21 protein-coding genes are annotated in these 24111 nt (G+C 65.1%); 8 read left to right on the top strand and 13 right to left on the bottom strand.

The features are described 5' to 3' along the window. The first annotated feature begins 59 nt into the window (after nt 1-59). Genes ABWV23_RS01265 through ABWV23_RS01250 form a run of 4 tightly spaced genes read left to right on the top strand, consistent with a single transcriptional unit; the run spans nt 60 to nt 4134 of the window. Nucleotides 60-1679, top strand: a complete 1620-nt coding sequence (locus ABWV23_RS01265; RefSeq protein ID WP_353344106.1) for an AMP-binding protein — start codon at nt 60-62, stop codon at nt 1677-1679. Then, the gene (gene kynA, locus ABWV23_RS01260; RefSeq protein ID WP_353344104.1) at nt 1676-2515 is read left to right on the top strand and encodes a tryptophan 2,3-dioxygenase; all 840 of its coding nucleotides are present in this window, start codon (nt 1676-1678) and stop codon (nt 2513-2515) included. Before ABWV23_RS01265 ends, kynA begins: the two co-directional genes overlap by 4 nt. Nucleotides 2516-2517: 2 nt before the next feature. After that, complete coding sequence (gene kynU, locus ABWV23_RS01255; RefSeq protein WP_353344102.1) at nt 2518-3714, top strand: kynureninase; 1197 nt, start codon at nt 2518-2520, stop codon at nt 3712-3714. A gap of 21 nt (nt 3715-3735) precedes the next feature. Next, on the top strand, nt 3736-4134 hold the full coding sequence (locus ABWV23_RS01250) for a RidA family protein (protein WP_353344100.1): 399 nt from the start codon (nt 3736-3738) through the stop codon (nt 4132-4134). A 196-nt stretch (nt 4135-4330) separates the two neighbouring features. Here ABWV23_RS01250 and ABWV23_RS01245 read toward each other — a convergent pair whose 3' ends face one another. From ABWV23_RS01245 to ilvD, 3 genes are read right to left on the bottom strand one after another with little or no spacing between them, the layout of a single operon-like run. Next, nucleotides 4331-5032, bottom strand: a complete 702-nt coding sequence (locus ABWV23_RS01245) for an arylmalonate decarboxylase (protein ID WP_353344098.1) — start codon at nt 5030-5032, stop codon at nt 4331-4333. Next, nucleotides 5029-5904: an NAD(P)-dependent oxidoreductase gene (locus tag ABWV23_RS01240; RefSeq protein ID WP_353344096.1), complete on the bottom strand. Its 876-nt coding sequence runs from the start codon at nt 5902-5904 to the stop codon at nt 5029-5031. The genes ABWV23_RS01245 and ABWV23_RS01240 overlap by 4 nt, the downstream gene beginning before the upstream one ends. Further along, nucleotides 5897-7627: a dihydroxy-acid dehydratase gene (gene ilvD / locus ABWV23_RS01235; RefSeq protein WP_353344094.1), complete on the bottom strand. Its 1731-nt coding sequence runs from the start codon at nt 7625-7627 to the stop codon at nt 5897-5899. The genes ABWV23_RS01240 and ilvD overlap by 8 nt, the downstream gene beginning before the upstream one ends. 95 nt (nt 7628-7722) lie before the next feature. Here ilvD and ABWV23_RS01230 point away from each other — a divergent pair, with 95 nt between their 5' ends. Then, a complete protein-coding gene (locus ABWV23_RS01230) occupies nt 7723-8502 on the top strand; it encodes a 2-keto-4-pentenoate hydratase (RefSeq protein ID WP_353344092.1) in 780 nt (259 codons plus the stop codon). Nucleotides 8503-8509: 7 nt separating this feature from the next. Here the strand turns inward: ABWV23_RS01230 and ABWV23_RS01225 are convergent, their stop codons facing one another. The 7 genes from ABWV23_RS01225 to ABWV23_RS01195 form a co-directional block, all read right to left on the bottom strand. Next, nucleotides 8510-9802, bottom strand: coding sequence for a TRAP transporter large permease (locus ABWV23_RS01225; protein WP_353344089.1), 1293 nt, complete (start codon nt 9800-9802; stop codon nt 8510-8512). A gap of 6 nt (nt 9803-9808) precedes the next feature. Beyond that, a complete protein-coding gene (locus ABWV23_RS01220; RefSeq protein ID WP_353344087.1) occupies nt 9809-10324 on the bottom strand; it encodes a TRAP transporter small permease in 516 nt (171 codons plus the stop codon). A gap of 19 nt (nt 10325-10343) precedes the next feature. Beyond that, nucleotides 10344-11375: a TRAP transporter substrate-binding protein gene (locus ABWV23_RS01215; protein ID WP_353344085.1), complete on the bottom strand. Its 1032-nt coding sequence runs from the start codon at nt 11373-11375 to the stop codon at nt 10344-10346. A gap of 105 nt (nt 11376-11480) precedes the next feature. Next, nucleotides 11481-12206 (bottom strand): SDR family NAD(P)-dependent oxidoreductase, encoded by a 726-nt coding sequence (locus tag ABWV23_RS01210; RefSeq protein ID WP_353344083.1) that lies wholly within the window; start codon nt 12204-12206, stop codon nt 11481-11483. 79 nt (nt 12207-12285) lie between these two features. Further along, nucleotides 12286-12768 carry an aromatic-ring-hydroxylating dioxygenase subunit beta gene (locus ABWV23_RS01205; RefSeq protein ID WP_353344081.1) on the bottom strand — a complete coding sequence of 161 codons (483 nt, stop codon included), beginning with the start codon at nt 12766-12768 and terminating at the stop codon, nt 12286-12288. Further along, entirely contained in the window at nt 12765-14117 is a 1353-nt protein-coding gene (locus tag ABWV23_RS01200) for an aromatic ring-hydroxylating dioxygenase subunit alpha (RefSeq protein ID WP_353344079.1), read from the bottom strand. Before ABWV23_RS01200 ends, ABWV23_RS01205 begins: the two co-directional genes overlap by 4 nt. Before the next feature lie 14 nt (nt 14118-14131). Next, nucleotides 14132-15079 (bottom strand): PDR/VanB family oxidoreductase, encoded by a 948-nt coding sequence (locus ABWV23_RS01195; protein WP_353344077.1) that lies wholly within the window; start codon nt 15077-15079, stop codon nt 14132-14134. Nucleotides 15080-15214: 135 nt separating this feature from the next. On the opposite strand from ABWV23_RS01195, the gene ABWV23_RS01190 reads away from it, so the two are divergent. Further along, on the top strand, nt 15215-15682 hold the full coding sequence (locus ABWV23_RS01190; protein ID WP_353344075.1) for a MarR family winged helix-turn-helix transcriptional regulator: 468 nt from the start codon (nt 15215-15217) through the stop codon (nt 15680-15682). A gap of 4 nt (nt 15683-15686) precedes the next feature. Here the strand turns inward: ABWV23_RS01190 and ABWV23_RS01185 are convergent, their stop codons facing one another. Further along, nucleotides 15687-16646 carry a 2-hydroxyacid dehydrogenase gene (locus ABWV23_RS01185; RefSeq protein WP_353344073.1) on the bottom strand — a complete coding sequence of 320 codons (960 nt, stop codon included), beginning with the start codon at nt 16644-16646 and terminating at the stop codon, nt 15687-15689. A 261-nt stretch (nt 16647-16907) separates the two neighbouring features. On the opposite strand from ABWV23_RS01185, the gene ABWV23_RS01180 reads away from it, so the two are divergent. Continuing rightward, entirely contained in the window at nt 16908-17420 is a 513-nt protein-coding gene (locus ABWV23_RS01180; RefSeq protein ID WP_353344071.1) for a MarR family winged helix-turn-helix transcriptional regulator, read from the top strand. Nucleotides 17421-18183: 763 nt separating this feature from the next. Then, nucleotides 18184-20919: a Hint domain-containing protein gene (locus ABWV23_RS01175; RefSeq protein ID WP_353344069.1), complete on the top strand. Its 2736-nt coding sequence runs from the start codon at nt 18184-18186 to the stop codon at nt 20917-20919. Nucleotides 20920-20992: 73 nt separating this feature from the next. Here the strand turns inward: ABWV23_RS01175 and ABWV23_RS01170 are convergent, their stop codons facing one another. Beyond that, nucleotides 20993-21619: a nucleotidyltransferase family protein gene (locus ABWV23_RS01170; RefSeq protein WP_353344067.1), complete on the bottom strand. Its 627-nt coding sequence runs from the start codon at nt 21617-21619 to the stop codon at nt 20993-20995. A 31-nt stretch (nt 21620-21650) separates the two neighbouring features. Next, nucleotides 21651-24059, bottom strand: a complete 2409-nt coding sequence (locus ABWV23_RS01165; protein ID WP_353344065.1) for a GcvT family protein — start codon at nt 24057-24059, stop codon at nt 21651-21653. Nucleotides 24060-24111: the final 52 nt, after the last annotated feature.

Genomic DNA, 24111 nt, shown 5'->3' with positions numbered 1-24111 from the left:
CCGGGAAAAAGCCGCGTCAGACGGCGGATCCCGGTCCCAATCAGGAGAGGGAAGACCGAATGCTCAGACCATCTGCCCATAGCGATACATTCACCCGCGACAACCTGCCGGCGCCCGAGACCTGGCCCGACCTGTTGCTGGACGGGTTCGACTATCCCGACCGGCTGAACGCGGGGGTGGAGCTGACCGACGCCATGGTCGACAAGGGCTTTGGCGATCACACCGCGCTGATCGGCAACGGGCGACGGCGCACCTACAAGGAACTCACCGACTGGACCAACCGGCTGGCGCATGCGCTGGTCGACGATCTCGGGGTGAAACCGGGCAACCGGGTGATGATCCGCTCGGCCAACAACCCGGCGATGGTGGCCTGCTGGCTGGCCGCGACCAAGGTCGGCGCGGTGGTGGTCAACACCATGCCGATGCTGCGCGCCGGGGAACTGGCGAAATACGTGGAAAAGGCGCAGATCACCCATGCGCTCTGCGACACCCGGCTGATGGACGAGATGACCGCCTGTGCCAAGGACAGCGACATCCTGGAAACCGTGGTGGGGTTCGACGGCACCTCGAACCATGACGCCGAACTGGACCGGCTGGCGTTGCAGAAACCGGTGAAGTTCGACGCCGTCGACACCGCCCAGGACGACGTGGCGCTGATCGGCTTCACCTCCGGTTCCACCGGGGAACCGAAGGGCACCATGCATTTTCACCGTGACCTGCTGATCATCGCCGACGGCTACGCGCGCGAGGTTCTGAACGTCACCCCCGAGGATATCTTCATCGGCTCGCCGCCCTTGGCCTTTACCTTCGGGCTGGGCGGGCTGGCGATCTTTCCGCTGCGCTTCGGGGCGGCGGCGACGCTGCTGGAAAATGCCTCGCCGCCGAACATGATCGAGATCATCGAGAAATATAAGGCGACTGTCTGTTTCACCGCGCCGACCGCTTATCGCGCGATGTTGGTGGCGATGGACGAGGGGGCCGACCTGTCCTCGCTGCGCGCGGCGGTCTCGGCGGGCGAGACCCTGCCGGGTCCGGTTTATGACGCCTGGATCGAAAAGACCGGCAAGCCGATGCTCGACGGGATCGGCGCCACCGAGATGCTGCATATCTTCATCACCAACCGGTTCGATGATCACAAGCCCGCCTGTACCGGCAAGCCGGTCACGGGCTATGAGGCCAAGGTGATCGGCGAGGATGGCCAGGAGGTGCCGCGCGGGACGGTCGGCCGCCTTGCGGTGCGCGGGCCGGGCGGCTGTCGCTATCTCTTCGGCGAGCGTCAGGGCGAGTATGTCCAGGACGGCTGGAACGTCACCGGTGACGCCTTCGTGCAGGATGAGGACGGCTATTTCCATTTCGCCGCGCGCAACGACGACATCATCCTGTCGTCGGGCTACAACATCGCCGGGCCGGAGGTCGAGGCGGCCTTGCTGGCGCATGAGGCGGTGCTGGAATGCGCGGTGATCGGTGCTCCGGACGCGGCGCGCGGCCAGATCGTCGAGGCGCATGTGGTGCTCGGCGCCGGCCATGTGCCGGGCGATTTGATGGTCAAGCTGTTGCAGGATCACGTCAAGGCGGTGATCGCGCCCTATAAATACCCGCGCTCGGTGGTGTTCGCCAAGGAACTGCCGAAAACCGAGTCGGGCAAGATTCAACGCTTCAGACTGAGGAACGCGGAATGACCGGATCGGCCTATGATCCCGGGGCCGAAGGCGCCCGGATGAGCTTTGCGGACGCCATGTCCTATGGCGATTACCTGGGGCTCGACGCCCTGCTGGACCAGCAGCGCCCGCTGAGCGGTGCCCATGACGAGATGCTCTTCGTCATCCAGCACCAGACCAGCGAGCTGTGGATGAAACTGGCAATCCACGAGATGACGGCGGCGCGCGACGCGATGAACGCCGGCTCCATGCCGCAGGCGTTCAAGATGCTGGCGCGGGTCAGCCGCATCTTCGAACAGCTCAACAACGCTTGGGACGTGCTGCGCACCATGACGCCGGCCGATTACACCCGGTTCCGCGAGGCACTGGGGCCGTCGTCGGGGTTCCAGTCCTACCAGTACCGGATGATCGAATACATCCTGGGCAACCGGAACACCAACATGGTCAAGCCGCACGCGCATCAGCCCGAGGTGCAGCAGATGCTGACCGCGGAACTGGCACGGCCCAGTTTCTACGACGACGTGATCCGGCTTCTCTTCACCACAATCGACGGGCCGGACGCCAAGGTTCCGGCGCTGCAACTGGATCAGCCGCACAGCGCGCTGCCCGAGGTGCAGGCCAAGTGGAAGCAGGTCTATGAGGACGTGGACAAGTGGTGGACGCTCTATGAACTGGCCGAGAAACTGGTCGATCTGGAGGATTACTTCCGCCGCTGGCGGTTCAACCATGTCACCACGGTGGAACGGGTGATCGGCTTCAAACGCGGCACCGGCGGCACCTCGGGCGTGCAGTACCTGCGCCGGATGCTCGACGTCGAGCTGTTTCCCGAACTGTGGCACTTGCGCGGAGAATTGTGAGAATGAGCAAAGCAACCTTGCCCCGAAAGGATCTGTTCGATCTGCCCGAGGGCGTTCTGTATCTTGACGGAAACTCGCTGGGGCCGCTGCCCAAGGGTGCGGTGGACCGCGTCGGCGCGGTGATGCGCGACGAATGGGGCGCGGACCTGATCAAGGCCTGGAACAGCGCCGGCTGGATGGATCTGCCGCGAGTTGTGGGCGATCGGATCGGCGAATTGGTGGGCGCACCGGCGGGATCGGTCGCCACCGGCGATACGCTCTCGATCAAGGTTTACCAGGCGCTGGCGGCGGCGCTGAAGATGCGTCCGGGCCGCAAGGTGATCCTGTCGGACAACGGCAATTTCCCCTCGGACCTCTACATGGCCGAGGGGCTGGTCGGGCTGTTGGGGCAGGGCTACGAGCTGCGCGCGCCCGACCCCGAGGCGGTGGCCGAGGCCATCACCGAGGAGGTCGCGGTGGTGATGCTGACCCAAGTCGATTACCGCACCGGTCGCATGCACGACATGCAGGCGATCACCAGGCTGGCCCATGACGCGGGTGCGGTGATGATCTGGGACCTGGCCCATAGCGCCGGCGCGGTGCCGGTCGATCTGGCCGGCAGCAACTGTGAATTCGCGGTCGGCTGCTCCTACAAGTATCTCAATGGCGGCCCCGGCGCGCCGGCCTTCATCTATGTGCGCCCGGATATCGTCGAGCAGGTGCAGCCCGCGCTTTCGGGCTGGCTGGGCCATGATGCGCCCTTCGCGATGGAACGGCACTATCGCCCGGCGATGTCGACCGAGCGGTTGCGGGTGGGTACGCCGCCGATCCTGCAACTGGCGGTGCTGCAACAGGCGCTGACCGCCTGGGACGGGGTGGATATGGAGGATCTGCGCGCCGCCTCGCTGACGCTGACCAATCGCTTCATCGCCGAGGTCGAGGCGCGCTGTCCGCAACTGGAACTGGCAACGCCGCGCGACGGTACGATCCGGGGCAGCCAGGTCTCGTTCCGGTTCGAGCATGGCTATGCGGCGATCCAGGCGCTGATCGACCGCGGTGTGATCGGCGATTTCCGCGCCCCCGACATCATGCGTTTCGGCTTCACGCCGCTTTACATCGACGAGGACGACGTCGTCGCCGCCGCCAAGATCATCGAGGATGTGATTGGCAACGAGTTGTGGCGCGACGCGAAATACCAGACCCGCTCGCGGGTGACCTGAGACAGAACGGAAAGGCAAGACATGACGAACAAGGTTATCCAGCCCGACGGATGGGCACCGGCCAAGGGCTATGCCAACGGCATTCTGACGGCGGACGGAACGCTTTACGTGGGCGGACAGATCGGCTGGACCGCCGAGCAGAAGTTCGAAAGCCACGATTTCATCGGCCAGATGGAACAGGCCCTGAAGAATATTCGCGACGTGGTCGAGGCCGCCGGCGGCGGGCCTGAGCACATCACCCGCCTGACCTGGTTCGTCAAGGACAAGGCAGAGTACATGGCGCACCAGGGCGAGATCGGCCGCGCCTATCGCGGCATCCTGGGCCGCAACTTCCCGGCGATGTCGCTGCTGGTGGTGGCCGACCTGCTCGAGGACGAGGCGCTGCTCGAGATCGAGGCGACCGCGCATATCCCGCAATAGGCGGTTCGGATCGCCTGGCAATCGGGCCGTTCCGGAAACGGGGCGGCCCGTTCGCGTTTCGTGGTGTCAGGCAGCGTGCACAACGCTGTCATCCCCGCGAAAGCGGGGACCTCTCAAGCCAAGCGCCTCGGTCCGGGATCCCCGCTTGCGCGGGGATGACAGGAGAGGGCGTGACGGATGACCCCCGCGCCGGGCCTCAGACCTCAAACAATCGCCCGTGACCCGGCGAGCGCCCCGAATGCCCGGCCAGCCGCGCCGCGCCCCAGGCGCCGGCGGTGGCGCTGGAGATCACCGGCAGCCCATGCGATGCCTCCAGCACCGGGATCACCGGCAGGGTGTGCAGCCCGCCGCAGGAGATGAACAGGCAATCGGCCCCCGGCGCGGCGGCGATGGCGCGCTCGCCCAGCGCGATCAGGTCGGCGTCGCTGGTGGCGAACACCTCCTCGACCGTTTTCAGGTGCATCGCCTCAAGCGCCGCCACCTCGTACCCGTTTGCGGTCAGGTAGCGGGTCAGCGCGGCGTTCACCGGTTCGGTATAGGCGGTGCCGACCGCAACCCGTTTCGCGCCCACCGCAGAGAGAGCGTCGAGCACCGAGTCGGTCATCGTGGTCGCCGGCACGCCGCCGCCCGCGCGCAACGCCTGCAGCACCTCGGCATTGCCCTCCGGCCCACGATAGAAGCTCAGCGAAGTGCCCATGAGCGAGATCGCCTCGGCTCCCTGCGCCCGCAAGTCCCCGGCCAGATCCGACAGCCGCCCGATCACCTGGTTGAAGCCCTCCGGCGTCACCTCGGGAATGCCGAGCCCGACCGATATGAACTCGAGATCGGGATAGAGCTGCGGCGGCTCGGGCGGGACCGCGCCGGCGGCGGGGGGCACGATCATTCCGATACGGGTCATGCCAGCCCCTTGAGCGTGAGCACGATGGTCGAGATATCATCCTGCGCGTGGCCCTGGTCGCAGGCGGTGCGCATCAGCGCGCGGGCGGTCTCGGTCATCGGCAGCGCCGCGCTTCCCTCACCGACCTCGGCCACCGTGTCGAGATCCTTCAGCATCATCGCCACCGTGCCCAGCGGGTTCTCGAAATTCTCGGCGGCCATGCGCGGCGCCAGCAGTTGAAACGGCTTGGAATCGGCGAATCCGCCGGCAAGCGCGTCGGTCAGGCGGGTGGCGTCGACTCCCTTGGCCTTGGCGAATTGCACCGCCTCGGCCACCACCGCCATGGTGCAGCCCGAGATCACCTGGTTCACCAGCTTGGTCATCTGCCCGGTCCCGGACGGCCCCATGTGGGTGACCCGTTGCGCCAGCGGCGCCATCAGCGGTTCGGCCATCGCGAAATCAGCCTCTGTGCCGCCGGCCATGATGGTCAGCGCCCCGGCGGTGGCCGCCGGTGTGCCGCCCGAGACCGGCGCATCGACCCAGCCCATGCCGTTGGCCGCGCGCAACCGCTCACCAAAGAGACGGGTCTGCTCCGGGTCCATCGAGGAGAAATCGACGAACAACGCCGGCCCCGTCACCCCCGACACGCCATCCGGGCCGAACAGCACTGCCTCGACCGCCGACGCATTGGTCAGGCAGGCCATCACCGCGTCGCTGTGCCGCGCCAGCTCCGCCGGGCTGGTCGCGCGCCGCGCCCCGGCGACGACGGCCTCGTCGCATTTCGATGCGGTGCGGTTCCACACCGTCACCTCGTAGCCCGCCTTGAGCAGGTTGCGCACCATCGGGCCGCCCATCAGCCCGGTGCCAAGGTATCCCAGTCGCGGCTTATTCATCGTCGAGTCCATCCATCGGCCACTCGGCGGCACCCGAATGGGTCACCGCGCCGTAATAGGCGCTTTGCACCTGCGCTGCGTATTTCTCATGCACCCCGGCCAACCGGCGGGGCGGGCGCGCTTCAAGCGCGGCGCGGCGTTTGGCAAGTTCGGCCTCATCGACCAACAGGTCGATGGCGCGGGCCTCTTCGGTGTCGATGCGGATGATGTCGCCGTTTTCGACCAGCGCCAGCGGCCCGCCATCGCCGGCCTCGGGCGAGAGATAGCCGATGCACATCCCCCGCGTCGCGCCGGAAAACCGGCCATCGGTGACCAAGGCCACCTTTTCGCCCATGCCCTGGCCATAGATCACCGCCGTCGGCCCCAGCATCTCGCGCATGCCGGGGCCACCCTTTGGCCCCTCGTTGCGGATGATGATGACCTCACCCTCGGCGTAATCACGTTTGCGCACGGCGGCCATGCAATCCTCTTCGCTCTCGAACACGCGGGCAGGGCCTTCGTGAACGCGGGTCTTCAACCCGGCCACCTTGATGAAGGCGCCCTGCGGCGCGAGATTGCCCTTGAGCACGATCACCCCGCCCGAACTGTCGCGGGCGTTGGTGACCGGGTGGATCACGTCGCCATCGGGGGCAGGGGCATCGGCCACCGCCTCGGCCAGGGTCTGGCCGGTCAGGGTCAGGGTGTCCCCGTGCATGTGGCCGCTGGCGATCAACTCCTTGACGATCATCGCCACCCCGCCCAGCCGGTGCACGTCCAGCGCGTAATACTGCCCGCCGGGGCGCAGGTTGCCGATCAGCGGCGTGCGCTCGAACACCGCGCCGACATCGTCCATGGTAAACGCGATCCCGGCCTCATGCGCGATCGCCGAAAGATGCATGCCCGCGTTGGTCGATCCGCCGGTGGCGGCAACGATGGCACAGGCGTTCTCGATGCTCTCACGGGTGATCAGCTCACGCGGCAGCGGGCCGCCGTTTTCCAGGATCTGCATCACCAGCTTTCCTGCACGGCGTCCCAGGGCGGCGCGTTCGGAATAGACCGCCGGGATCAGCGACGAGCCCAGCGGCGCGATGCCCAGCACCTCGGAGACCATGCCCATGGTGTTGGCGGTGAACTGCCCCGGGCAGGCGCCCACGGTGGGCATCGCGGCGCGCTCCATCTCGTCCAACTCGGATTGCGACAATTCGCCGGTCATCACCGCGCCGGCGCCCTCGTAGGTGTCGAGGATGCTGATCGTCTTCCCCTTGTACTGTCCCGGCAGGGTCGAGCCGCCATAGACAAAGACCGAGGGCGCGTTCAGCCGCACCATCGCCATGATGATCGCCGGCAGGTTCTTGTCGCAGCCGCCGTAGCCGACCAGCCCGTCATAGGCATGGCCGCGCATCACCAGTTCGATGGAATCGGCGATCACCTCGCGCGACATCAGCGAATTCTTCATGCCCTGATGGTTCATGGAAAACCCGTCCGAGACGGAAATTGTCGTGAATTCCCGGGGGGTTCCGCCCGCCTCCTGCACGCCGCGATAGGTATGCGCGGCTTGGTCGCCCAAGTTGGCGTTGCAGGGCGAAGTTTCGCCGGCGGTGCTCATGACGCCGATCATCGGGCGCGAGATGGCGTCGTCATCGAGCCCCATGCCACGGTAAAAGGCGCGGTGCGGCACCCGGTCGAGCCCGTCTGTGGTCACGCGAGAGCGCAGTTTGCGGGGTTTGGGATCAGGTTTGGTCATTTGTCCTCCGGGACGGCGGTTCGGTCTGGATTTCGCCGCGCGCCGACGTCAACATGGGCGCGAACGAAAATGCAACAGGCAGGGAGTTTTGCAGGATGAACAACGGGTTGGACAGCGCGGCACAGGCCGCGGCCGTCGCGCGAAAACAAATCGAACGATACCAGATGCCACAGGGGCTGGACGGGCCGTCGACCGGCCCGGCCTATGGGTTCCAGGATGCCTATGTTGCCGCCCTGGGCTTGCCGGTCGGTGGCTACAAGCTGGCGGTGAACGGGGCGCCGCAGATGGCGCATTTCGGCGTGTCCGAGCCGGTCTCGGGCCGGATCTTTGCCGGTGAAATGTACGATTCCGGCGCCGTTTTGTCCAAGGCCGGATTCGAGGCGGTCAGCATCGAGCCCGAGATCGCCGCAGTGATGGGGCCGGGGGTGGAAATGCTCTCCGGTCCGGTGGATCGGGCCGGGGCGATGGCCGTGATCGAATGCTTCCGCCCGGCGATCGAACTGATCGACCAGCGCGGCGTGCCGATGTCCGAGGTCGGGCTGAGCCAGGCCATCGCGCTCAACGTGTTCAACGCCGGCATCGTGCTGGGCGCGGGGCGCGTCGCGCCCGAGGCGCTGGACCTCGACGGGCTGGAGGTGACGCTCGATCTCGACGGCGAACGGGTGGGGCAGGCCATCGGCGCGGCGCCGCAGCACCCGGGCGACGCGGTGGCCTGGCTGATCGGCCACCTGGCCGCGCGCGGATTGCCCCTGTCGCCCGGCATGGTGGTGATGTGCGGCACCCACCTGCCGCTCCGGGTGCTGGACCCGGAGGTTGGCCAGGTGGATGTCACCATGGGGGCACTGGGTGCCGTCGGCGTGACCCTCGCCGCGTAAGCGGGGGTCAGGCCACATAGGAGGCCAGCCAGGTCGATATCCAGGGCACCAGCACGATCAGCGACAGCCGGAAGATATCGGCCACCCAGAACGGCGTGACCCCCTTGAAGATGGTGCCCGTGCTCACGTCGGGCAGCACCCCGCGCAGCACGAAGACGTTGAGGCCCACCGGTGGGGTGATCAGGCTGATCTCGGTCACCACCACCACCACGATACCGAACCAGATCGGGTCATAGCCCATCTGCAGGATCAGCGGATAGAAGATCGGCACCGTCAGCAGGATCATCGACATGCTCTCGAACACGCAGCCCAGCAGGATGTAGATCACCAGGATCGAGGCGATCACCAGCCAGGGGGTGTCCTGGAACTGCATCGAGATCTGCACCAATGCCTGCGGGAAATCGGTCAGGTTGATGAAGTTGGCGAACAACAGCGCCCCGATCAGCACCGCGAACAGCATGGCGGTGGTGGCGACGCTTTCCTCAAGAATGTCCAGCAGCACCCGCCAGCTCAGCGCGCCGCGAAACAGCGCGAAGAGGAACGAGCCGAGCGCGCCGATGCCGGCGGCCTCGGTGGGCGAGAAGACACCACCATAGATGCCGCCCATCACCACGATGAACAACACCAGGACGCCCCAGACCGAACGCAGCGCGTGCAGGCGCTCCGGCCAGGTCTGGCGCACGGCCGCAGGCCCCTCGCTCGGACGGCGCCAGATCACCCAGCGCACGGCCAGCAGGTAGAACAGCATGCCGATCGCGCCGGGCAGGATGCCGGCGGCGAACAGCTTGCCGATGCTTTGCTGGGTGAGGATGCCGTACATCACCAGCATGACCGAGGGCGGGATCAGGATGCCCAGCGTGCCGCCCGCCGCGATGGAGCCGGTGGCCAGCGAATCCGAATAGCCGAACCGCCGCATCGAGGGCATGGCGACCTTGGACATGGTGGCGGCGGTGGCCAGCGACGATCCGCAGATCGCCGAGAACCCGCCGCAGGCCACCACGGTCGCCATCGCCAGCCCGCCCTTGCGGTGGCCGAGAAAGGCGTTGGAGGCATTGTAAAGCTCGGACGCCAGACGGGCCCGGGCAACGAAATTTCCCATCAGTACGAACAACGGCACGACCGAGAGTTCATAGTTGATGGCCGCGTCAAAGGCGGTCTGGCCGACGTTGTAGAGCGCGGCGGTCGGGCTGTTGACCCAGGCCATGCCGGCAAAGCCGACCAGCGCCATGACAAAGGCGATGGGAATGCGCAGGAAGGCGAGGATCAGGAGGACGGCAAGGCCGACGAGGGCTTCGATCATGTCGGATTATCCCCGGATCTTTCTGCCGGTGATCACCAGCACGATATTGGCAAGCGCGGCCAGCGTGGCCACGGCGCACAGGACGGCCATCAGGGCGCTGAACGGCCAGAGGTTGAGGTAAAGCTCGTCGGTCACTTCTTCGTAATAGCGCTGGTCCATCGACTTGATCACCAGCCGCCAGGTGATCAGCCCCAGTGCCGAGGCGCTGAACAGATGCACCACCACCGACTGCACCCGGGCCAGCGGCGCCGGAATGATGCTGTCGAGCAGGTCGACGGTGACATGCCCGTCATAGAGCACGGTCAGAGGCAGCGCGCAGAAGATGATCGCCGGCATCATCAGCGACACCACCTCGTAGGTCGCGGGCAGGGGGGCGGAAAACAGGTACCGGCCCGCCACGTCGACAAAGGTCAGGACCATCATCGAAAACAGCAGCAGGCAGGCGATGCGCGACAACAGCCGCGCGAGCGGGGTGAAACCGCGGATATGATCCGCGGTTCCATAGGTGCTTTGAAGGTCCACGCGTTATGCTCCCCGGGCCTTATTCGGCGGTCAATTCGGCCATCTGGGCCTGGAAGTACTCATACATGGCCTTGCCATCGACACCTTCGGCCTCGGCGGCAGCATAGTAATCGGCAAGGAACTGGTCGCGCAGCTCGGTGATGGCGGCCATCAGCTCGGGCGAGGCGTCGACGATGGTGTTGCCATTGGCCGTGAGATCTTCGAGCCCCTTGGTGTTGATCACGTCCCAGCCATGGCCGGCCAGCTTGGCAAAGGCTTCGCCCGAGTACTTGTCGACGATTGCCTTGTCCTCGTCCGGCAGCTTGTCATAGGCGCGCTGGTTCATGAACAGGAAGTGGCTGGAGGAATACCAGCCGCCCGGCACGTTGGTCGAATACGTGGTGACGTCGCTCAGGTTGAAGCTGGTCACGCTCTCATAGGGGAACATGATGCCGTCGGCGATGCCCGAGGACAGGATCTCGTAGGATTTCGACGAGGGCTGGCGGATCGAGACGCCGCCCCAGGCCTCGGTGATGGCCATCGGGATCGGGCCGCCGGTGCGCATCTTTTGCCCCTCCATGTCGGCGGGGGTCGCGATCAGTTTCTTGGTGTGGTGCACCTGGCCGGGGCCGTGCATCATCATCCCGACCAGGTGAACGCCCTTGTACAGGCCCTTGTCGGCCAGGAACTTGTCATGGGTGCGTTGCAGCGCGATCGAGGTGGCCTCGGCGCTGTCACCCAAGAGTGGCAGTTCGGCAAACAGATAGGCAGTGAACTGCTTGCGCGCATAGCCGTGCACCGAGAACGACACATCGGCCTGGCCGGTGCGCACCGCGTCCAGTGCGGCGGGCGGCGAGGACACCGGCTTGGGCAGCCGCTTGAAGGTGATGCGGCCTTCGCTTTCCTTCTCGATCGCCTCGATCCACGGGACGTAGATGTTGAGGTTGACCGGGTGGCTCCACGGAATCCACGACGAATAGGTCAGCTCGGTCTGCGCCAGCGCGGCGCCTGCGGTGAGACCGGCGGCGGTGACGCCGGCGGCAAGGGTGGTGATCAGGGTTTTCATTTTCATGGTCTTTTCCTCTCCTGTTGCGGATCGTTTTTTTTGTTCATCTTCAGGCCACGGGTTAACAAACGCAATTGTTCAGTCTGGAGATTGGCTCCTGTTTTCAGATGGTTACAACTGCAGCGTGCCGATGCTGGCACCGCCGCACACATAGAGTGTCTGGCCCGTCGCAAAGCCGTTCTCGGGATCGCAGAAGAACAGGAAGGCGTTGGAGATGTCGCGCACCTCGCCCAGCCGTCCGACCGGGATTCGCGCCGCCAGCGCGGCCTCGTGCTCGCTGTCCTTCTCGATGATGCCCCAGAAATTGTCGGTGCGCACCGGGCCGGGGGCGACCACGTTGACGGTGATCCCGTGCGGCGCCAGTTCCAGCGCCCAGGTCCGCGCCATGCCGATCATCCCCGCCTTGGTCGCCGAATAGGCGGTGCGGGTCGGCACCCCGAGTGCCGCGCGCGAGCCGTTGAACACGACGCGACCAAAGCCGCGCGCCTTCATCGCCGGCAGAAACGCCTGGATCAGGGTCAGCGCGCTGCCCAGGTGGATCTGGGTCAGGCCAAGAAGATCTTCTGGCTTGGCCTCTTCCAGCAGGTTCGGCCAGATCAGCCCGGCGTTGTGGATCAGGTGGGTGACCTCGTGCTCGGCTGCGATCTTTGCCGCCGTCTGGGCCACCGCATCGGCGTGCAGCAGGTCGCAGCGTACACTGGTCAGGTTCTCATGGGTGAACTCGGGGTCGTGCCGGGCAATCGAGATCACCTTGTAGCCCCGTTCCAGCAGGCGTTGGGCGAGGTCGGCGCCGATCCCCTTGGAGGCGCCGGTGATGACGGCGGTATAATCGGTCATGCGGTGTCCTTTTCTGTCCGCTCCGGCCACCGGCGGGCGGCGGCAAAGGTGTCGTGCGCGCTGGCAAAACCGCCTGACCTCATGGCAACAGCTGGATGTTGCCGAAGGCGGCGTCGCTGTTGAGCAGATCGACCCGCTTGTTGGCGATGCGGATCTTTCCCCCCTCGACGCAAAGCTCATGCGTGGCGGTCAGCGCCAGCAGGAACTGGTCGTCCAGCCGGGTCTCCACGTAATGCATGCTGGTGTTGGTGACGTAACGGTTGGCGTCTGCGTCCATCACGTCGACGAAAGGGCGCTGGATCACGTGGTGACAGCGGCTTTTCGGTTTCTGGCTGAAGGTGCGCGCGCCGTTCAGCCGCTCCACCCGCAGGCGCAGCATGAACTGATCCTCATGAAGCAGCGAGGTCACGCAATCCGGGTCGGTCTGCTTGTAGTCGAGCGGCATCCAGTAGATCCCCTCGGGCATCCACAGCTCCAGCCACTCGGAAAAGCGGCCCTCGTCCAGCATGCGGGCCTCGTCATAGATGAAATCGATCAGGTCGTCGCGGGAAGGAAAGCTCATTCTGCGGCCTCCACCTTGTCGGTTGCGGGCTGGGGCGACATGAACTTGACCCAGGCGTGGAACTGGTTGCGCATCTGCCGTTCGGTGGTGCCGTTCTCAACTGCCTCGTGGTCGAAATCCTCGCCCTCCTCGTACAGGCGCTGCACGTTCACCCATTCCATGCCGTCGGCGGCCAGCCCCTCTTGCGCGCGCTCGTACATCTCGAGGTCGTCGTGACCGACCATCGAGGTCGGCGCGTTGATCAGCCGGTTGTACATGGCGGTGCGGGCAAGCAATTGGTCGGGCGCATCGACAAGGCGATAGATATAGCTTTCGACCAGCGTCTTGTCGGGGCCCAGCGGGATGAAGTTGCGCAGTTGCTGGATCGGCCCCTTGATCATGATGTTGGGGAAATAGACGGTGTTGTGCCGGTTCTCGCCCAGGATCTCCTTTGCCTTTTCCTCGCCATAGGCTTCGACCATCTGGTCGAAATAGCCGGGGATAGCCGAGTAATCGGAATGGATTGAGTGGTGCACGCCGGTGTGCCCGTGGCCGTTGGGCCAGGTGCGGATGCCCATGTTCTCGAAGAATTCATAGGGAGACATGAAGGGCGCGATGATCTCCATCGCCATCGGCTTGGGCTTGTCCTCGGGCCAGTCCATGTCCTCGAAGATCTTGACCGCAGTGCCGGCACTGGATTCATGCGCCACCATCGGGTGGCAGGTGTCGGTCTGGTTCTCGACCAGCATTTTCCAGTTGCACTGGTGCATGTAACGCAGCGGCGGGCCGGCCACCTCCAGCCGTCCGGCGGGCGAGCGGTCGACCATGTTGTCGAGCGAGGACAGGCTGTCGCCGAAGTACTCCTCGAAACTGATGCCCTCATCCGCCAGCCGGGCAAAGATGAAGCCGCGGTAATTCCTGACCGCGCCGACAGCTTTCATCCCCTGGCCGTTCTCGGTCTTGTCCAGCCCGGTGCCCTCGTACCCCTTTTTCAGCGGGATCGCCAAAAGGCAGCCGTCGGTCTTGAACGACCAGGCGTGATAGGGGCAGCGAAAGAACTTGCCGGTGTTGCCGGTCCGGTCGATGGCGATCTTGGTGCCCTTGTGCGGGCAGCGGTTATAAAGAACGTTGATCTCGCCATTGCTATGGCGCACCTGGATCACCGGCTGATCGCCGATCTGGGTGGTATAGTAATCGCCCTTGTTCGGTGTCTGGCTGTCATGCCCGACAAAGACCCAGGTGTTGGCAAAAAGATGTTTCATCTCCAGCCGGAACACCTCCGGGTCGATATAGACGTCTCGGTGAACCTGGTGCGGCTGCACCAGGTCGGTGACGGTATCGACGGTATAGGCTGGCGTGGCGGCTGGCATGGCGGGCTCCTTCCCTAGAGATCGAGGACGAGTTTGGCCGTTTTGGCGCGGCTGACGCAGATCTGCATCAGCTTGCCCTCGGCCTTTTCGCTGTCTGACAGGACCACGTCGCGGTGATCTGGGGTGCCCTCCAGCACCTCGGTTTGGCAAATGCCGCAATCGCCGCGCTGGCAATCATAGATCAGGTCGACGCCGCCCTCTTCCAGCACCTCGATGATGCTGCGACCCGGCGGGATGGTGAACACCTGCCCGGTCGAGGCGACCTCGACCTCGAAGGCGCTGTCGCCTTCTTGCGGTTGCGGTGTGGCGAACAGTTCGAAGTGGATCTGCGCGTCGGGCAGGCCGGCGGCGTTGGCGGCGGCGCGGGCGGCCTCGATCATGCCCTTGGGGCCGCAGACGTAAAGATGCGTGTCGGGGGCGATCCCGCCGAACAGCGCGGCCAGGTCCAGCGGTGCCGCGTCATCGAAATGACAGGTGAGCTTGTCACCGAAGGCCGTGCCCAACGCATCGGCAAACCCCATCAGCCCGCGCGACCGGGCGGTGTAGTGCAGGGCAAAGGGGCGGTCGGCAGCGGCCAGCGCGGTGGCCATGGAGATTACCGGCGTGATGCCGATACCGCCGGCCAGCAAAAGCGCCGGACCGGCATGGTCGCCCAGTCCGAAATCATTGCTGGGCGCGGTCGCGGAAATCCTGTCACCCGGTTGAAACCCGTGCATTTGCATGGAGCCGCCCTGGCCATCCTCTTCGCGCTGCACCGCGATGCGCCACGTGGCGGCGGGGCGCGCGTCGCCCGGCCAGTCGATCAGCGAATAGGACCGCGTGCCAAGCGGCCCGAGGTCGAAATCCAGGTGCGCCCCGGCGGTATGGGGCGGCAGTTCTTTCCCGTCCTGCGGACGCAGGGTGATGACCCGGATACGGTCGGTTTCGTCTTCGATGCGGTCGATGACCAGTTGTTGTTTCACGCGTTTTCTCCCTGTGCAAATAATATGAAAATTCATATAAAACCGGTCAACCCCTTTCTTGTGCCCCGGGGGACGAATTCTTGACCTCGGGGTGCGCAGGGCCTAAGCCGCGACCTGAAAAACAGATGCCGTCCAATGAATGATTTGAAAAAAAACGAGCCTGATCAACCGTTTGTCACATCCTACCTGCTGTATTTGCTGGCGGCGGTCAGCGATCGGGCAAGTGCTGAATTTCACGACCATGCCCGTGCGGCGGGCTTGCGGGTGCCCGAATGGCGGGTGCTGGCCTGCCTTGCCGACGAGGATGGCGCGATGGTCACGCGGCTGGCGCGGCTGTCGTTGATGGAGCAATCGCGGCTGACTCGAATCATCGACCAGATGGCCGTGCGGGGGTTGGTTCGGCGCCAGTCCGACCCCGAGGATCGGCGCCGGGTGCGGGTGTTCCTCTCCGACGAGGGGCGGGACCTGGCGCTGCGGCTGATCGTGGACGCGCGCGCGCATGAGGCCCGTATTCTGGATGACCTGGGCGGTGCGGATGCTCAGCGGATCAAGCCGATGCTCGAGACGCTTCTGGCGCAACTCGACGGCCGGACCCCGGGCTGAGGCGTCAGGCGCGGCACTCCGGCACCGGGGTGTGCGCCGCGCCATCGCGGAAATAGGCGATCAGGTTGTCGGCGGCCAGGTCGAACATCGCCTGCCGGGTCTCGACCGTGGCGCTGGCGGCATGGGGCGAGAGGATCACCCGTTCACTGTCGCGCAACGCCTGCGGCACCTCGGGCTCGTCATCGAACACGTCCAGCGCCGTGCGGCCCAACCGCCCCTCCTGCAGCGCCGCGATCAGGGCGGGCTGGTCCACCACCGATCCGCGCGCCACGTTGACGAGGATGCCCTCGGGCCCCAACGCGTCGAGCGCCCGCGCGTCGATCAGCCGGTCGGTCCCGGCGCCGCCGGGCAGGCACAGGATCAGCGCGCTGCAGCGCCCGACCATGTCGTACAGATCGGGGCAGAATTCGTACGAAACCTCCGGTTGTTCCCGGCGCCCGTGATAGAGGATCGGCCCGCCGAAAATCTCCAGCTTTCTCGCCAGTTCGCGCCCGATACGGCCCAACCCGACGATGCCGATCGGCTGCCCCTCCAGCGTGTGGGTCAACGGGGCCGGACCGTCGCTGGCCCAGCGACCAGAGCGCACATGGCTGTCCTGCAGGATCAGGTCACGGCTGGCCGCCAGCAGCAGCAGTAGAGCGTAGTTCGCCACATCAGCGTTCAGCACGTCGGGCGTATGGGTGACAAGGATGCCGCGCTGTTTCGCGGCGGCGACGTCAATCATGTCATAGCCGACGCCGATGCTGGAAATGATCTCGAGATTCGGCAACCGGTCCATCAGCTCGGCCGTCAGCGGCGCGAAACTGCCGTTGGCCAACCCGCGCACGGTGGTTCCGTGCCGTGCCAGCCAGGCCTCGCCCGGAAACGGATCCGGGTCGGCACGCAGGGTGAAATGCGCGGCCAGGCGGGTTTCCAGCCGGGGCGGCAGCCGCCCGCGTCCATAGATCTCGATACGGTCTTCCATGCGGTCTCCTTGGCGCGCGATCGGTGAGGGCGGCCCTGTGTCCGGCGCAAGCTGACAGAGGATCGTCCCGAGGGCCAGTCGCTTTGTCGCCGGGGCGGACGGCCGCGGCGATCGCTGCATCCAAATGCGGCACGTGGAATGCGACGCGCGTGAAGGTAACTTGCGACATGCGACAAGGTGGTCGCCGCAGACCGGTTGCGAATACCTGATTTTTCATGGAAAAAAGATGCGCAGAACGTGGCGGCCGGAGGGATGGGGCAGATGCGCGAAGCGACGGAACACGCAGAGTTGGACGGTTCGGCGGTGCGCGCCGAGTCCGAGACGCAGCCCTGGCTGGGGGAGGTCGGGCTGAACGGCTTTGCGCCCTACCTGATGAACCGGATCATGGGCCGCTATAACAACGACCTGCGCCGTGAGATGTCGGCGATGGGGCTGAGCACGGCCAAGATGCGGGCGCTGGCGGTTCTGTCGGTGATGGACGGCATCCAGATGTCCAAATTGGGCGTTTACGCGGTGGTGGAACAATCGACCCTGTCGCGCGCGGCGGAGTCGCTGTGCGCGGATGGGCTGGCCCGGCGCGAGACCGACCCGGACGACCTGCGCGCAAGTCGTATCTACCTGACACGGGCCGGGCGCGCGGCCTTTGACCGGCTGTGGCCGCATATGGCCGCCAGTCATGACCGGATGTTCGAGGGCATCGACGAGGCCGAGCAGCGTGCCTTTCTGGGCACGCTGCACAAGATGCTGGCCAATATCAGGCAGCACGCGTTCTGACCGGCCCCGGGTCCGCCCGGCACATGTGTCGCCATCGGCAGGAAACAGAAGCAATTGACACGAAAACGTTAACGCTTCGAATCATGCGCGGAACCGTCTGATTGTTCACAGGTTCGCCAATGGTTCGGCTGTTTTTTTGATATTGGTTCCAAAATTCGCAAGGTCGCTTGCGCAGGGAAGACCGGGGACCGGTCACAATCCCGTTGCGAGATCCCTCGCGACACTCTGACTGAATGTAAACATTTCGGAAACAATGGGGCACGGATTTCGACCTTCACGCTGCTAAAACCGGAAGGAACCGGGGAAATACCCGATTCAGCCGCCGTTTTTGCGAAACAATCTTTGGCGGATTTTCGGGCAAGCCAGCTACCGAAAACCGTCTGACCGGACGATTGGGCCAAAATGGCCATGATTTTGTTCGAATTTTCGTTTTGTGCGCTCCGACCCCTGGGGTAATTCTTAATCAGCCTACTGGGGGGCGATGTCTGAAGGTCGCATTGGCGACCGACTGTTCGCATCGAATAGATGCAGGAAGATCCCGTGTGGCCGGGTCGTGACCAGGCTGCGGCGGGGCGGGTGCCGGGCGCAACGCGCCTGGAGCGGTTTGCCATGTGTTTGAACATGGCAGCGCACCGTCCTTCCTGTCTGTCGCGATGGGGAACCGGGTCGGGATTGCCGCGCGAGCGAAGGATCGCTTCCAGGGCCCCAGGTGCCGCGACCATGCGGCAGGCGGCTCGGCGAGGGTCGAAAAGGAGAATGAGTGATGCCAGATAAATGTACGCCAGGACCTAATAGTAACGGCATTGTCGAAGGAGACGGTGACGACAACCGGATCGACCTTGCCTATACCGGCGATACGGACGGCGACATGATCGACAATGGCGATGCCTCTCTCCCGGGCGAGGTCGGCGACGACGATATCGTGGATGCCGGCGGCGGCGACGATTACATCGAGGCCGGCGAAGGCAACGACGAGATCTATGCCGGCAGCGGCGATGACGAGGTCTATGGCCAGGCCGGCGACGATGTCATCTATGGCGATGGTAACGCGCCCGGTGGCGTCAACGGCCCCGGCCGAGCGGTGTTCCAGTGGGACCAGGCCCCGGACCCGGACGATGCCAGCGCGATTGATGTCGGCGACGATCTGAGTGGCGGTTTCACCCAGACCACGGGCGGCGTCGACGTGACCTTTACCGTTGTGGCGCAAGGCCCCGGCAGCGCCACGACGTTCTCCGGCCAGACCCAGAACGTGGACGGCATCTCCACGATCGACGGGACCCCGGCGGACGCCACCAGCGCACTCGATTCCGACGCCTATGTGGAAAACCAGCCGGTGATCTATGAACTCGGGTTCTCCGACCCGGTGGAAAACGTGTCGTTCCGCATCAACGACGTCGACAACGACGGGTTGGTCACGGTCAAGGCGTTTGACGCCGACGGCAACCCGGTCGAGGTGACCCTGACCGGTGGATCCAACCTGACCATGGCGGATACCGATTCCGTGGCCGGCGTTGACACCGCCTATTCCAACGGGGGCAACCCGCCCTATACCGACCCGTCGCACTCGGTGCTGGTCGAGATTGCCGGCCCGATCTCGAAACTCGAGATCACCCACGATCAGGACGGCCCGCTGGATTCCGGCGTCGCGGTGACGGATATCTATTTCGACGCCCCCGGTTGTGACACCGAGACGGGCGGCGACGACACCCTTCACGGCGGTGACGGGGATGACATGATCTACGGCCAGGATGGCGATGACACCATCACCGGCGGCGATGGCAACGATACCGTAGACGGCGGTGATGGCGACGACGTGATCGACACCGGTTCGACCACCGGCACGCCGCTGCCCGACGGTGGGTTCCCCGCTTATGATGGGAACCCCGCGGTTGCGGCCGATCCCGACCCCTATGATGATCGCGATACGGTCAATGGCGGCGCGGGCGATGACATCATCACCACCGGAGATGACAACGACATCATCGACGGCGGCGACGGCGATGACACCATCGACGGTGGGCTGGACGACGATACGATCCAGGGCGGTGCGGGCGACGATGTGATCGTCGGCGGCGACGGCAGCGACACGGTCGACGGCGGTGACGGCGACGACGTGATCGACACCAGCTCGATCTCCGGTGCGCCGCTGCCCGATCGTGGGTTCCCCTCTTACCAGGGGCTGCCCGAGGTGACGGCCGATCCCGACCCCTATGATGATCGCGATACGGTCAATGGCGGCGCGGGCGATGACATCATCACCACCGGCGATGACAACGACATCATCGACGGCGGCGACGGCGATGACACCATCGACGGCGGGCTGGACGACGATACGATCCAGGGCGGCGCGGGCGACGACGTGATCGTCGGCGGCGAAGGCTCGGACACGATCGACGGCGGCGCGGGCGATGACGTTATCTATGGCGGGCTCGACCCGGTTTATCCCGATGTGCTGAACATCCCCGACGATGGCAGCGCCGGTGCCCCCGACCCCGAGACGACCAACGGCATGGACGTGATCCACGGCGGCGACGGCGACGACATCATCTTTGGCCAGGACGACGATGACACCATCTATGGCGGCGCCGGCGATGATGTCATCGACGCGGGTATCGACGACGACTATGTCGAAGGCGGCGCCGGCAACGACCAGATCACCGGCGGCCAGGGCGACGACACGCTGTATGGCGGGGACGATCGCGATACCTTCTATGGCGGTGGTGGCAACGATTATGTCGATGGCGGCAGTGGCGGCGACGACTATGACGTGCTGGATCTGACCGGGACCAATTTCACCATCACCAGCCAGACGCTGGACCCCGACGGCAACAGCACCTCGGGCACCATTGATTTCTTTGATGCCGGTGGCGACCGGACCGGGACGATGACCTTCAAGGAAATCGAGGAGATCATCCCCTGTTTCACCCCCGGCACGCGCATCGCGACGCCGCAGGGTGAACGTCTGGTCGAGGATCTGGAGGTCGGCGACAGGGTGATCACCCGCGACAACGGCATCCAGGAAATCCGCTGGCTTGGCTCGCGCCGCCTGAACGGGCTGGAACTGGCGCTGTCGGATCATCTGCAGCCGGTGCGGATCCGCAAGGGTGCGCTGGGAGCCGGGTTGCCCGAACGCGACATGATGGTGAGCCCGAACCACCGGGTGCTGATCGCCAATGACCGCACTGCGCTCTATTTCGAGGATCGCGAAGTGCTGGTCGCGGCCAAGCACCTGGTCGGGATGGAGGGCGTCGAGCGTGTCACGCAGTCGGCGGTGACCTACATCCACTTCATGTTCAACCAGCACGAGGTCGTGCTGTCCGACGGCGCCTGGACCGAGAGTTTCCAGCCCGGCGACCTGACCCTCCGCGGCATGGACGGCGACCAGCGGCGGGAACTCCTCGAACTGTTCCCGGAGCTGGAAACGCAGCAAGGGCAGCTCAATTACCCGGCTGCGCGTCGCGCGCTGAAAAAGCACGAGGCCGCGCTCTTGCGGCAGTAACCCGAGGGGCGGGGGGAGCCTGACGGTTGCAGCTACAGGACGACCGCCGCGCGATGCGGGGGGAAGGCAGGGTTCACGCCCTGCCTTTTCCCGTTTTGCGATCGCGTTCCGCGCGCCAGCAGGCCCAGTCCTCCGGCGTGTCGAGATCGTGCAACGCGTGCTGGCCGGGCAAGGGCACCAGCATCACCCGGTCGGCGTGGCGCCGGATCACCACCTGGGCGCCGGCATCGCCGTTCAGCGCCGCCAATTCCGGGAACAGCGCCCGCGCCAGAACCACGGGGTGACCGGGTGCGCCATCCTCGGTGGCGCCGCGCCATATGAGTGAATGTTTTTTTGAAACAGTGGCTTGCGCGACGTGGATTATGTCCTGCGTCAGGATGTCGGGCAGGTCGGCCAGCAGGATCATCACCGCCTCGGCCGTGTCGGGCACCGCTGCCAACGCCCGCTTCAGGCTGGCCGAGAGGCCATCGGCCGCGTCCGGCACCTCCACCGGGACAACCGGCAGCCCCTCCAACGGGGCGTGGCGGGGATGGGGTGCGGGCGGCAGGGCCACGATCACCGGCCCGATCCCGGCGGCGCAGGCGCGCTTTGCCACCCGCCGCAACAGAGGGTCGCCGTCCACGTCCTCCATCAGCTTGTCGCGCCCGCGCATGCGGCGCGACTGTCCAGCGGCCAGCAGCAGGATCGGTATGTTTTTCATGTGACGATCATGGCGCCTGAGGCGGGGGTTGTCACCCGCGCATCCGCGCCCCGTCGGCATCGAATAGCGGCGTGGTGACCAGCCGCGCCTTGCGCATGGCCCCGAGGATCTCGATCTCGACCTCCAGCCCCTCGGCGATGTGGTCGGCGGGCAGGAACCCCAGCGCGACCGATTTCCCGGCATGGTGGGAATAACCGCCCGAGGTGCAGAACCCCTGTACCGACCCGTCCAGCCAGATCGGTTCATAGCCGTTGACATCGGCATCTTCCGCCGCGACGACAAAGGCGGCAAGCCGGCGGGACGGGCCGGTTTCACGTTCGGCCTCTGCCGCCTGTCTTCCAATGAAATCAATCTCTTTCCCGAAGGAGATGAAGCGATCCAACCCGGTCTCGCCCGGGGTGTAATCCGGCGAATACTCGGCCATCCAACTACCAAAGAACTTGTCCAGTCGCAGGCTCATCATCGCGCGCATGCCGAAGGGGGTGATGCCATGGTCCTGGCCGGCGGCGATGAGGGTGGACCAAAGCTGTCGCTGCGCCATCGGATCGCAATAGATCTCGTACCCCAGGTCGCCGGTATAGCTGACCCGCTGCACCAGGCAGTCGGTCATCCCCACGGTCATCCGCCGCACGTCCATGAAGCGCAGGGCGGCGGCATCGTCGCGGGTGCAGGCGGTGAGCAGATCGCGCGCCCTCGGTCCGGCGATCTGGAAACCGTTCAGGTTATCGCTTATATTCTCAATGGTTACGCCGTTTTCCTGATGTTGTAGGAACCAGCGCATGTGAAAGGCCTGCGCGCCGTAGGAGGCGGTGAGTTGAAAGCTCTCGTCGCCAAGGCAGGATACGGTGAAATCGCCGATCAGCCGGCCGCACGGTGAGAGCATCGGCGTGAGCGACAGCCGCCCCGGCGCCGGAATCCGCCCGGCCATGATCCGGTCAAGCCAGGCGCGTGCGCCCGGTCCGCTGACACGATACTTGCCAAAGTTGTGAACTTCATTGATTCCAACGGCTTCCCGTACGGACTTCACCTCGCGCGCGGTGGCCGCGAAGGCGTTGGAGCGGCGGAACGACGGGGTTTCATAGCGTGGCTCCTCGCCCTGAGCGAAATAGTTGACCACCTCCAACCCGTATTGCTGCCCCCAGACCGCGCCCATGTCGGAAAAGATGTCGTACATCGGTGTGGTGCGGTTGGGCCGCGCCGCTGGCAGTTCCTCGTTCGGGTAGGAGACCGAGAAACGTTTCTGATAGTTTTCAATGACTTTCGGGCGGGTATAGCCGGGACCGATCCAATCGCCGAAACGGGCGACATCCATCGCCATCACGTCGCGGTCGGGTGCGCCCTCGATCATCCATTGTGCCAGCGTGAGGCCGACGCCGCCACCCTGGCTGAACCCGGCCATCACCCCGCAGGCGGACCAATAGTTGCGCACGCCGGGCACCGGGCCGACCAGCGGGTTGCCGTCGGGGGCAAAGGTGAAGGGGCCGTGGATCACCGACTTGACCCCGGCCTCGGCCAGGACGGGAAAGCGTTTGTATGCGAATTCAATGCTTTCCGATATCTTGTCAAAGTCATCCGGCAAGAGTTCGTGACCGAAACTCCAGGGCGTCCCGTCCACCGCCCAAGGTTTGCAGGGCTGCTCGTAGAACCCGATGCACAGCCCGCGTCCCTCTTGCCTGAGGTAGCTTTCGCCGGCCGGGTCCATCACGTGCGGGTGTTCCCGGTCGCGCTCGTAGATCTGGGCAATATCGTCGGTGACGATGTATTGATGCTCCATCGGGTGCAGCGGGACATAGATCCCGGCCATCGCGCCGACCTCGCGCGCCCAGAGGCCGCCGGCATTGACCACATGCTCGGCGTGCACGGTGCCCTTGTCGGTGACCACGTCCCATGTGCCGTCGGGGCGCTGGTTGGTTTCCTTGACCATGCAATGGGTTTCGATGGTGGCGCCGCCCATGCGCGCCGCCTTGGCATAGGCATGGGTGGTGCCGGAGGGGTCGAGGTGGCCGTCGAGCGGATCGTAGAGCGCGCCGATGATCCCGTCGAGATTGGTGATCGGGGCGATCTTGGCAATCTCCTCCGGGCCGACGATCTCGGTCTCCAGCCCCATGAAGCGGTGCTTGGCGCGTTCGGCCAGCAGCATGTCGAAGCGGTCGCGGTTGTCCGCCAGTGTCACGCCGCCGACATGGTGCAACCCGCAAGAGAGGCCGGTGATCTCCTCCAATTCCTTGTAAAGGCGAATGGTATAGCCTTGCAGCGCCGCCATGTTGGTATCGCCGTTCAGGGTGTGAAACCCGCCCGCCGCGTGCCAGGTGGAGCCGGACGTGAGTTCGGAGCGTTCCAGCAGCATCACGTCCGACCAGCCCAGCTTGGTCAGGTGGTACAGAACGGAACATCCGACGACACCGCCGCCGATCACGGCGACACGGGTGGTGGTTTGCATGGGGGCCTCCTGTTGATCTGGGGGCAGCCTGTGATGTGACGCCGGGGTTCGC

Source organism: Aquicoccus sp. SU-CL01552, from assembly GCF_040365005.1.
Taxonomy (GTDB): domain Bacteria; phylum Pseudomonadota; class Alphaproteobacteria; order Rhodobacterales; family Rhodobacteraceae; genus Antarcticimicrobium.
Note: the sequence above shows the minus strand (reverse complement) of the source record. Positions and strands in the feature narration are given on the sequence as shown.